Source organism: Corynebacterium sp. (assembly GCF_012837295.1).
Lineage (GTDB): Bacteria > Actinomycetota > Actinomycetes > Mycobacteriales > Mycobacteriaceae > Corynebacterium.
This window is the reverse complement of the sequence record NZ_DURI01000235.1, coordinates 1-10,511: the sequence shown is the minus strand read 5'-3', so window position 1 is coordinate 10,511 and position 10,511 is coordinate 1. Positions and strand designations below refer to the sequence as shown.

The following is a 10,511-nucleotide window of genomic DNA, read 5'->3' as shown; positions in this document are numbered from 1 at the left end:
CATGCTGGTTGGCCGACGTGATCTTCGGCGACAGGTCCATGTTCTGCATGGCGGACATCGCCTCCTGCAGCTTCGACGGATCCTGCATCGACTCCAGGTCCAGGCCGCGGGCGGCTTCTTCCACGCCGGAGTAGTCCATGACCAGGCCCGACGCGTATTCCTCGACGGAGGAGATCATCCGCTCCGCCAGCCACGGCACGCGATCGTAGAGGCGCTGGTGGGCGGCCTCGCGGGCGGCGGCGTAGACGTACAGCTCGCGGGCCGGCAGCTCCAGTTCCTCGGCCAGGGCCGTCAGATGCGTCGGCAGCAGGGCCGCCGCACCGGTGGTGTGCAGCGGCAGGCCCAGGTCGGACGCGGTCAGGGCGTCCTTGGCCAGGTCCGCCAGTGCGCCGCCGAGCTGGGCGCCGAAGTTCATGGAATTCATCCGGCCCATCATCCCCAGCATGGGGCCCATCATCTCGCGCGCCTGCTCCGGCATACCGGCGACCGACGCCTCGGCCATCTGCTCGGCGACCGGGTCGACGATGCGCTTCCACGTCGGCATGGTGTGCTCGAGCCACTGCAGGGAATTCCACCCCTCGGCGCGGTTCGCGCCGGCGGGCAGCGACGTGGCTTCGTCGAGCCACAGCTCGGCGAGGCGGAGGGCGTCGGCGAGCGCCTCCCGTTCCGAATCGCGCACCGGCGCGACCTGGCCGATGCGCTGGCGCGCGATGCGCTCGGTGACGGAATGGTCGACCGGGGCGCCGCCCTGGCCGTCCATCTGCTGGCCCATGCCGGACATCATCTGGCCCAGCTGGTTGAGGAAATCGCCGAAGCCCTGGCCGCCCGGGCCACCCTGGCCCGGCTGGCCGCCCATCGGGAACCCGAAGAAACCGAAGTCACCGAAGGGGTTCTGGCCGCCGGAGCCGCCATTGCCGCGGTCCTTGTCGCGCTCGTCATCGTCGTCGGGCGAGAATCCGAATCCCTGTCCACTCATGTCCCCAACCGTACCGGCGCAGGGTGGCGGGGTCACTGATCATGGGCAGGTTCGGGGCGATGCTCGCGCAGGGCGAACACGATCGACCGGTAGGGTTGGCGTTCGTGAATCGCCGCACCAGAACTCTCCTCGTCGGCGCCGCGCCGATCCTGGCGCTGGCGGCCGTGCTGTCGTCTCCCGCCGTGCCCGTCCCGTTCGCGGCCGAGGGCCCCGGGCCGCTTTTCGACGTCCTCGGCGACATCGAGGGAAATGAGGCGGTCGTGGTGCGCGGCGGCGACCCGGACCCGTCGGGCGGCGAGCTGAACATGACCACCGTCGCCGTCCAGCACAGGCTGTCGCTGGCGCAGGTGATGGGCATGTGGGCGGACCCGGATCAGCGGGTCGTGCCCATCGAGGCCGTGTTCCCCCCGGGGCTGAGCCAGGACGACGTCAAGGAGCGCAACGCCCTGATGTTCTCCGACTCGGAGGCCAATGCCACCGCGTCGGCGCTGCGCCAGCTGGGGCTGCCCATCGAGGTGACCGTCGCTCTGGTGTCCGAGGGCGGTGCGGCCGAGGGCGTGCTGGAGGAGGGCGACGTGTTGCGCGCCATCGACGGCGAGGAGGTCGACCGCCCGGAGACGCTGCAGCGCACGGTCGCCGGCCATGCGCCCGGCGACCGCGTGACGCTCGACGTCGTGCGGGATGGAAGGGAGGAGTCGATCGAGGTCGAGCTGGGCGAGCACCCGGACGACGACTCGACTGCCTTCCTGGGCATCGGCATGGCCGCGCAGCCGAAGGGCGACGTGAAGGTGGAGTACAACGTCTCCGGCGTCGGCGGGCCGTCGGCCGGGCTGATGCTGTCGCTGGCCGTGGTGGACAAGCTCAGCCCGGGCGACCTCACCGACGGCCGGACCATCGCGGGCACCGGGTCCATCGACGGCGTCGGCGTGGTCGGCCCGATCGGCGGCATCACCCACAAGATCGCCGCGGCCCGGGAGGGTGGGGCGGAGATGTTCCTGGTGCCCTCCGAGAACTGCTCCGAGGCGCTGACCGCCGAGGCCGGCGACATGAAGCTGATCAGCGTCGGCACGCTCGATGCGGCGGTCGACGCCCTCGGCGACCCGAACGCCGCCCCTACCTGCGGATGAGCCGGCCGAGGGCCTTTTCGCCCTCGATGACCAGGAACAGCGCCGCGCCGATGGCGGCGATGAGGCCCCAGTGCGCCGCATCCAGCGGCGCCGAGCCGAACGCCGCCTGCATGAACGGCGCGTAGGTGAACAGCAGCTGCAGCGCGATCAGCGCGCCGACGGCGATCCATGACACCGGGTTGGTGGTGAACAGGTCGGCACGGAAGCTGTGCTCGCGCAGGTGGCGGGCGTTGAACAGGTACCAGATCTGGCCGACGACCAGCACGTTGACGGCCAGCGTCCGCGCGGTGCCCAGCTCCGCGCCCTGGTCCAGCGCCACGTAGAACAGCGCCATGGTCACGCCGCCGAGCAGCAACGACACCACGACGATGCGGATCCCCGCCATGGCGTCGAGAAGCGATGCCCCGGGGTCGCGCGGCGGCCGGTCCATGACGTCGGGCTCGGGGTCCTCGAAGGCCAGCGCGACGCCGAGGGTGACGGCGCAGACCATGTTGACCCACAGGATCTGCAGCGGCGTCAGCGGCAGCGTCAGGTTCGCCATGACCGCGACGAACATGACCAGGGCCTCGCTGCCGTTGGTGGGCAGCATGTAGATGATCGTCTTGCGCAGGTTGTCGTAGATGGCGCGCCCCTCGCGCACGGCGTGGGCGATGGAGGAGAAGTTGTCGTCGGCCAGCACGATGTCGGCGGCTTCCTTCGTCGCCTCGGTGCCCTTGATGCCCATGGCCACGCCGACGTCGGCGCGTTTGAGGGCGGGGGCGTCGTTGACGCCGTCGCCGGTCATGGACACCACGTCGCCGCGCGATTGCAGCCCGCCGACCAACCGCAGCTTGTGCTCGGGGGAGGTGCGGGCGAAGACGTCGTGGTCGGCGGCCGCGCGGGCGAGTGCGGCGTCGTCCATGCGCTCGAGTTCGGGGCCGGTGATGGCGGGGATCGCCCCGGTGGCCGGATCGGGGTCGCCGATGCCCATTTCGCGGGCGATGGCGGAGGCGGTGCCGGCGTGGTCGCCGGTGATCATCTTCACGCGGATGCCGGCGGCCCGGCACCGCGCCACGGCCTCGATGGCCTCGGACCGCGGCGGGTCGATGATGCCGTAGAGCCCCACGAACGTGAACTCGCCGAGAGCGACGTCGTTTTCGTCGAGGTCCCCGTCGCTTTCCGACGTCCCGGCGCGGCGGCATGCGCCCGCCAGCACGCGCAGGCCCTGGTCCGACAAACGGTCGATTGCGGCGTCCCAGAAGCCCCGGTCCAGGTCCCGGACTTCGCCGGCGGGGCCGAGTTCGCGGGTGCACATGTCCAGCAGGCGGTCGGGGGCGCCCTTGAGCAGGACCGTGCCGGTCACCGCGTCGCCACCGTCCGGCGGTGCGGGGCACGGGGCGGGTGGCAGGTCCGCGGGTGCGGGGGCGTCGTCGTAGACGGCCATCCACTTGTTGTCGGAGTTGAAGGGCACGTCGCTGACGCGGTCGTCTGTGCCGCGGTGGTGACCGGCCTTGAGCGCGAAGACGCGCAGCGCGCCGTCGGTCGGTTCGCCGACGAGCGTCCAGCGGGAGTCCGCCGACCCGGTGGCGGGGATTTCCTGCACCTCCGATTCGTTGGCGCGGTCGGCGATGGCGGCCAGCATGCGCACGGCCGGGTCGTCGGAGACGGGCCCGGACAGGTCGCCGTCGGGGGAGTAACCGGTGCCGGAGACGGGGACCGGTCCGGCGGCGACGAACGCTTCGCGGACCGTCATTTCGTTCTTGGTCAGGGTGCCGGTCTTGTCGGTGCAGATCACCGACACCGACCCGAGGGTCTCCACCGCGCCGAGCTTGCGGGTGATGGAGTTGCGGCGGGCCATGACCTGCACGCCGCGGGCCAGGGCGATGGCCATGACGGCCGGCAGTCCCTCGGGGATCGCGGCGACGGCGAAACTGATGGCCTGCAGCCCGACGTCGATCAGCGCCGACCCGTGGACCAGGCGGGACACCGCCATGAGCAGCACCGCGAGCCCGACGACGAGGACCGTCAGCTGCGTGCCGAACTTCGCCATCGACTTCGTGAGCGGCGTTTCCAGCGTCTGCACGTCGCCGAGCATCTGGTCGATGCGGCCGATCTCGGTGCCGCGGCCGGTGCCGACGACGACGCCCGACCCGGTGCCCGCCACGGCGAGGGTGCCGGAAAACGCCATGGACGTGCGGTCGCCGATGCCGGCGTCGGCGGTCACGGGGTCGGCGCCCTTGGTCACCGGCTCGGATTCGCCGGTCAGCGGCGACTCGTCGACGCGCAGATCGGAGGTGCGCAGCAGACGCAGATCCGCGGGCACGCGGTCGCCGGCGCCGAGCACGACGACGTCGCCGGGCACCAGCTCATCGGCCGGGACCGTGGTCGGAGAGCCGTCGCGAAGCACCCGCGCCGATGCCGTGAGCATGTTCCGCAGCCCCTCCAGCGCCTTCTCGGCCTGCCCCTCCTGGATGAAGCCGATGAGCGCGTTGATCACCACCACCAGCACGATGACGGCGGTGTCGATCCAATGCCGCATCAGTGCCGTGACCACCGCCGCGCCGATGAGCACGTAGATCAGCGGATCGTTGAAATGGCCCAGAAAACGGCGGACGGCCCCCGCGCGTTCCGGTTCGGGCAACGCGTTGGGGCCGTGGACGCCGAGGCGTCGTGAAGCATCCGTCGAGGTCAATCCAGATTCGGACGAATCGACCAGGGACAGGGCTTCGGATCCGGGCAGGGCATGGGGCTCGTGTGCGGACATCGGCCCCAGGCTATCCGCGAACGGCGGATCGGGCCCGGGGCCGGGGCGCGCCTAGGAGACGCGGTGGCGCTCCCACTCGGCGACTTCCTTCGCCGACGCCCGCAGCTGCGGGTCGAAGTCCAGGTACGCCTTGGTTTCGCGGGCGATGAGGCCCGACAGGATCACCAGGCCGATGAGGTTCGGCAGGGCCATCAGGCCGTTGAGGGCCGAGGCGAAGGCCCACACGGTCTCCAGTTCGGTGACCGCGCCGAGGTAGACGACGCAGGTGAACACGAAGCGGTAGGGGACGGTGCCCATGCGGCCGACCAGCGATTCGAAGGCGCGCTCGCCGTAGTAGGACCAGCCGAGCATCGTGGAGAAGGCGAAGAAGACGATGGACAGGGTCACCAGATCCCCGCCGATGGTGCCGGGCAGGCCCTCGGAGAACGCGCGGGCGGTCATGGAACCGGGATCCTCGCCGCCCTCCTCCCAGGCGCCGGTGGTGATGATGACCAGGCCCGTGAAGGACACGACGATGAGGGTGTCGATGAAGGTCTGGGTCATGGAGACCAGGCCCTGGCGCACCGGGTGGGTGGTGGTCGCGGCCGCGGCGGCGATGGCGCCCGAGCCCATGCCGGACTCGTTGGAGAACAGGCCGCGGGCGACGCCCATCTGGATGGCCAGGATGATGCCCGCGCCGGCGAAGCCGCCGACGGCGGAGGTGCCGGTGAACGCGTCGGTGAAGATCAGGGCGAGGGCGGCGGGGATGTCGGCGACGTTGGCCACGAGCACCCAGATCGCGGCGGCGATGTACAGGATGATCATCATGGGCACGAAGGCGGCGGTGAACCGGCCGATGGACTTGATGCCGCCGATGAGCACCGCGCCGACCAGGATGAACATGATGGCGCCGGTCGCCTGCACCGGAAGACCGAACGAGTTCTCCAGGTTGGTGGCGACGGCGTTGCCCTGGGTTAGGTTGCCGATGCCGAACGCGGCGATGGCCGCGAAGATGGCGAACGTGTAGGCCAGGACCTTGCCGAAGGTGTTCGGGATGGCCTTCTTCAGGTAGTACTGCGGGCCGCCGGACTGCTCGCCCGCGGCGTCGGTGGTGCGGAACTTGACGCCGAGGAACGCCTCGCCGTACTTGGACGCCATGCCGACGAGGCCGGTGACCCACATCCAGAACAGGGCGCCCGGGCCGCCGATGCCGATGGCCGTGGCGACGCCGACGATGTTGCCGACGCCGACGGTCGCGGCCAGCGCGGTGGCCAGCGCCTGGTACTGGGAGATGTCGCCCTCGCCGCCGTCGTCCTTGCGGTCGATGAGGCCCAGGCGCAGGGACGGGCCGAGCATGCGCAGCTGCACGCCGCCGAGGCGGATGGTCAGCCACAGGCCCGTGCCCAACAGCAGCGGGATGAGAAGGAGGGGGCTCCAGACGAATGAGTCCAGGGCACTGAAGAATTCGTTCATGGGGGAGAAGTTACAGCCCCGCCACCCCGGTTCGGACGCGAACGGCCGGTCGGACGCGGGATTTAACGCGGGGCGCGCGTTTTTAACGCCCCCGAAACGGGTCAGCCGAGGAAAAGTCCCGCGGCCGCCGATCCGGTGACGATGGTCAGCACGGGATAACCCACCGCCCACCACGAGCGGGTCCGCGACAATTCGCCGATCTCGCGCGCCAGCGTCGACCACGTCGACAGCGCCCCGGCGAAGCCCGCGCCGACGGCGGCCCACGCCAGGGTCCCGTCGCCCCACAGCGACCACGCCAGACCGGCGACGCCGCAGGCCACGACGTTGGCGAAGAACGTCCCCGGCAGCGCGCTGCACGCCACGCGGCCGGAGATCTCGCCGAACCAGTACCGGGCCATGCCGCCGATCGCCGCACCGGCGGCGACGAGGAGCAGGTGGAACACGGCGGTCGCGGGGGAGTCAGTTGGCACGGGTCGCCGCTTTCTCGCCCAGCCACGCGGCCAGGGGGCACAGGCCCAGCGTGACGACGGCCAGAAGCGCCGCTTCGAGTTCGGAGGCGCCGTCGAGAAGCACGACGAACGCGGAGAACGTGGTGAATCCGCCCAGCAGGCCCGGGCCGAGCAGCGGCCACCACCGCGCCATCGCCGGCCGGCGCGCCGCCAGACCCGCCACGACTCCGATTGCGAAACACCCGGCGACGTTGACGATCACGGTGGACCAGGCGTCGTCAAGCAGGGAACCCATCGACCAACCGGCCAGCACGCGCAGGACCGCACCCAGGGCCGACCCCGCGGCGACCAACGCGTAGGCGCGGGGCCGCCCGCGATCGGTCTCGCCGGCCGGGGAAGGGGTGCACGTGGTCACCCCGCGCATGCTACCTCCCCCGGATGGCCGGTCCCGCCCTGCGGCCGCCCGTGAAAAGGGGAACACTGGAGGGGAAACGGTTAACGCCCCATCGGCCGGGAACGGGCCCGTACGGTGGCACGACAGCAGGAGGACCCCATGGCCCACGATCGCGCCGGGCAGCTCGCCCAGCCCCAGGATCTGATCGACGTCGCCGAGCTGGTGACCGCGTACTACACCCGCCACCCCGAGCCGGGCGACCCCGATCAGGCGGTGTCCTTCGGAACCTCCGGCCACCGCGGATCGTCGCTGGACACCGCGTTCAACGAGGACCACATCCACGCCACCACCCAGGCGATCGTCGACTACCGCACCGGCCAGGGCATCGGGGGGCCGCTGTACATCGGCCGCGACACCCATGGGCTGTCGGAGCCGGCCATGATCTCCGCGCTGGAGGTGCTGACCGCCAACGGCGTCACCGTCATGGTCGACGCGCAGGGCCGCTACACCCCGACGCCGGCCGTCAGCCACGCGATCCTGCGGCACAACCGCGACCTCGACGGCGGCCCGAACGGCTCCGACAAGCGCCGCGCCGACGGCATCGTGGTCACCCCCTCGCACAACCCGCCCCGCGACGGCGGCTTCAAGTACAACCCGCCCACCGGCGGCCCGGCCGACGCCGACGCCACCGACTGGATCGCGGCGCGCGCCAACGACTACCTGGCCGCGGGGCTCGACGGCGTCAAGCGCCAGTCGGTGGAGAAGGCCGGCGACCTGGTGGTCAAGCACGACTACCTGAACAACTACGTCGCCGACCTGCCCAGCGTGGTCAACCTCGACGCCATCCGCGACGCCGGCGTGAAGATCGGCGCCGACCCGATGGGCGGCGCGTCCGTCGACTACTGGGGCGCCATCGCCGACGCCCACGGCCTGGACCTGGCGGTGGTCAACCCGCTTGTCGACGCCACGTGGCGGTTCATGACGCTCGACACCGACGGCAAGATCCGCATGGACTGCTCCAGCCCGAACGCCATGGCGTCGCTGATCGGCAACCGCGAGAAGTTCGACATTTCGACCGGCAACGACGCCGACGCCGACCGCCACGGCATCGTCACCCCGGACGCCGGGCTGATGAACCCGAACCACTACCTGGCCGTGGCCATCGATTACCTCTTCGCCAACCGCCCGGGCTGGGCCTCCGACACGGCCGTGGGCAAGACCCTGGTGTCGTCCTCGATGGTCGACCGCGTGGTCGCCGACCTGGGCCGAAAGCTCGTCGAGGTGCCGGTCGGCTTCAAGTGGTTCGTGCCCGGCCTCATGGACGGCACCGTCGGCTTCGGCGGCGAGGAGTCCGCCGGCGCGTCCTTCCTGCGCCACGACGGCACCGTCTGGTCCACCGACAAGGACGGCCTGATCATGGACCTGCTCGCCGCCGAGATCATCGCGGTGACCGGCAAGACCCCGTCGCAGCGCTACACGGAGCTGGCCGACAAGTTCGGCGCCCCCGCCTACGCGCGCACCGACGCCGACGCCAACCGCGAGCAGAAGGCGATCCTGAAGAAGCTGTCGCCCGAGCAGGTCACCGCCGAGACCCTGGCCGGCGAGCCGATCACCGCCAAGCTCACCGAGGCCCCCGGCAACGGCGCGGCCATCGGCGGCCTGAAGGTGACCACCGAGAACGCCTGGTTCGCCGCGCGCCCGTCGGGCACCGAGGACAAGTACAAGATCTACGCGGAGTCCTTCAAGGGCGCCGACCACCTCAAGCAGGTGCAGGCCGAGGCGCAGGACGTCGTCTCCCAGGTCCTGGGCTCGTAGATCGGCCCAGGGGATGCTCAACCTGATCAGCTTCATCGCCCGCTTCGGGCTCGCCGCCGTGTGGCTGTGGTCCGGGGCGGTGAAGCTGCTCAATCCTCTGGACAGCAGGCAGGCCATCGCGGCCTATGAACTGCTGCCGGATTCGCTCATCGACCTCCTGGCGGTGGCGCTGCCGTCGATGGAGCTGGTGCTGGGGCTGATGCTGCTGCTCGGCGTGTTCCTGCGCTGGGCGGGCGTGGCCTCGGCGATCATCCTGGCCGGCTTCATCCTCGGCGTCGCGTCCGCGTGGGCGCGGGGGCTGAGCATCGACTGCGGGTGCTTCGGCGGGGGCGGCTACGACGCCGACGCCGGACCGGCGTCCTACCTCACGTCGATCGGCCGGGACGTGCTGTTCCTGGCCATGGCCGCGTGGACGGCGTGGCGCCCGTTCACCCGGTTCGCCGTGCGCCCCTGATTCCCGCACGTGACCTGCGGGCGACGGGCCGCTATCGTGTGATCCGTGAGCCAGAAAATCAAGAATCCGAATGAGAAGGGCTCCGGCTTCATCGTCGGCATCATCGCCCTCATCGCCATCGTCGCCGTGGTCATCGGCGTCGTCCTGTACATGGGGCGCAACCAGCCGATCGAGGGCCTGCCCGACGAGGACGTGTCGTTCTCGGTCCAGGCCGACGGCAACATCGTCCGCCTCGCGGCGGACGACGCCGGCGATGACGCCGTCGTCGCCGAGGTCTACGAGGACTACTCGTGCTCCTACTGCGCCGAAATGGCGCAGGGCGGCCACGCCGATCAGCTGCAGGCGCTCAACGACGGCGAGCTCGTCGTCGAGTACCACACCCTGAACTTCCTGGATCGCGGCAACGCGGGGCACTCCACCAAGGCCCTGGCCGTCATGCAGCGCATCGCCGAATCCGGCGACGCGAAGCTGTTCTGGAACTTCCATGCCCTGCTGATGGAGGACATCCAGGCCGCGTCGCGCTGGGACGACGAGCAGTTCGCCGAGCGCCTCGAGGCGATGGACGCCCCGTCGGAGGTCGTCGACGACGTCCGCAACGGCCTCGACCTCGACGCCGCAGCGGAGGTGGGCACCGCCAACGGCGAAAAGCTCAACGGCATCATCGGCTCGATTTCCTCGCCGCACGTCATCGTCGACGGCGAAGACGTCACCCCGAAGGAGAACGGCACCCTGGGCGACTGGGTCAAGGCCGCGCTCGAGGCCGGCAAGGCCTAGTTCCGCGCCAATCCGCGCGAACGGGGGATGTGACGGCCACCTGGGGATTTGGGTAATCCCCGGGTGGCCGTGTAATTTACAGGGAGTCCGAAGCGAGCGCCGGAAGGTGCCGCCGCGGAATGAATACGGGGCTATGGCGCAGCTGGTAGCGCACCACACTGGCAGTGTGGGGGTCAGGGGTTCGAGTCCCCTTAGCTCCACTGGAAAACGGTTCGCCGCTTTCCCGTGGCCGCGAGAGATCGCGGAAACACAACTTGATACGGGGCTATGGCGCAGCTGGTAGCGCACCACACTGGCAGTGTGGGGGTCAGGGGTTCGAGTCCCCTT

Annotated in this window: 9 protein-coding genes and 1 tRNA gene; 5 read left to right on the top strand and 5 right to left on the bottom strand. The window is 70.4% G+C overall.

Annotation, left to right across the window (positions count from 1 at the left end):
* Positions 1-976 (bottom strand): zinc-dependent metalloprotease (locus GX015_RS07740; RefSeq protein ID WP_291344121.1); only part of this gene is annotated, 976 nt, incomplete at its 3' end.
* Between the two features lie 104 nt (positions 977-1,080).
* Between GX015_RS07740 and GX015_RS07735 the strand changes: the two genes are divergently transcribed.
* Positions 1,081-2,103: a PDZ domain-containing protein gene (locus GX015_RS07735; protein ID WP_291344120.1), complete on the top strand. Its 1,023-nt coding sequence runs from the start codon at positions 1,081-1,083 to the stop codon at positions 2,101-2,103.
* Here the strand turns inward: GX015_RS07735 and GX015_RS07730 are convergent.
* From GX015_RS07730 to GX015_RS07715, 4 genes are all read right to left on the bottom strand, one after another.
* Entirely contained in the window at positions 2,090-4,846 is a 2,757-nt protein-coding gene (locus GX015_RS07730) for an HAD-IC family P-type ATPase (RefSeq protein ID WP_291344119.1), read from the bottom strand. The two genes, GX015_RS07735 and GX015_RS07730, sit on opposite strands and share 14 nt — an antisense overlap.
* A gap of 51 nt (positions 4,847-4,897) precedes the next feature.
* The gene (locus tag GX015_RS07725) at positions 4,898-6,298 is read right to left on the bottom strand and encodes a sodium:alanine symporter family protein (RefSeq protein WP_291344118.1); all 1,401 of its coding nucleotides are present in this window, start codon (positions 6,296-6,298) and stop codon (positions 4,898-4,900) included.
* A gap of 101 nt (positions 6,299-6,399) precedes the next feature.
* Complete coding sequence (locus tag GX015_RS07720; RefSeq protein WP_278827888.1) at positions 6,400-6,768, bottom strand: CrcB family protein; 369 nt, start codon at positions 6,766-6,768, stop codon at positions 6,400-6,402.
* Positions 6,758-7,162 carry a CrcB family protein gene (locus tag GX015_RS07715; RefSeq protein ID WP_291344117.1) on the bottom strand — a complete coding sequence of 135 codons (405 nt, stop codon included), beginning with the start codon at positions 7,160-7,162 and terminating at the stop codon, positions 6,758-6,760. The genes GX015_RS07720 and GX015_RS07715 overlap by 11 nt, the downstream gene beginning before the upstream one ends.
* 138 nt (positions 7,163-7,300) lie before the next feature.
* Between GX015_RS07715 and pgm the strand changes: the two genes are divergently transcribed.
* The 4 genes from pgm (at position 7,301) to GX015_RS07695 (ending at position 10,384) form a co-directional block, all read left to right on the top strand.
* Positions 7,301-8,956 carry a phosphoglucomutase (alpha-D-glucose-1,6-bisphosphate-dependent) gene (gene pgm / locus GX015_RS07710; RefSeq protein WP_291344115.1) on the top strand — a complete coding sequence of 552 codons (1,656 nt, stop codon included), beginning with the start codon at positions 7,301-7,303 and terminating at the stop codon, positions 8,954-8,956.
* 13 nt (positions 8,957-8,969) lie between these two features.
* The gene (locus GX015_RS07705; RefSeq protein ID WP_291344114.1) at positions 8,970-9,410 is read left to right on the top strand and encodes a MauE/DoxX family redox-associated membrane protein; all 441 of its coding nucleotides are present in this window, start codon (positions 8,970-8,972) and stop codon (positions 9,408-9,410) included.
* A gap of 45 nt (positions 9,411-9,455) precedes the next feature.
* Positions 9,456-10,184: a thioredoxin domain-containing protein gene (locus GX015_RS07700; protein ID WP_291344112.1), complete on the top strand. Its 729-nt coding sequence runs from the start codon at positions 9,456-9,458 to the stop codon at positions 10,182-10,184.
* Positions 10,185-10,311: 127 nt separating this feature from the next.
* Positions 10,312-10,384, top strand: a tRNA-Ala gene (locus GX015_RS07695).
* Positions 10,385-10,511: the final 127 nt, after the last annotated feature.

What these genes read in the sequence shown, in the direction of transcription:
- GX015_RS07730 (WP_291344119.1), bottom strand. Translation starts at nt 4,846, where the DNA reads ATGTCCGCACACGAGCCCCATGCCCTGCCCGGATCCGAAGCCCTGTCC.
- GX015_RS07725 (WP_291344118.1), bottom strand. Translation starts at nt 6,298, where the DNA reads ATGAACGAATTCTTCAGTGCCCTGGACTCATTCGTCTGGAGCCCCCTC.
- pgm (WP_291344115.1), top strand. Translation starts at nt 7,301, where the DNA reads ATGGCCCACGATCGCGCCGGGCAGCTCGCCCAGCCCCAGGATCTGATC.
- GX015_RS07705 (WP_291344114.1), top strand. Translation starts at nt 8,970, where the DNA reads ATGCTCAACCTGATCAGCTTCATCGCCCGCTTCGGGCTCGCCGCCGTG.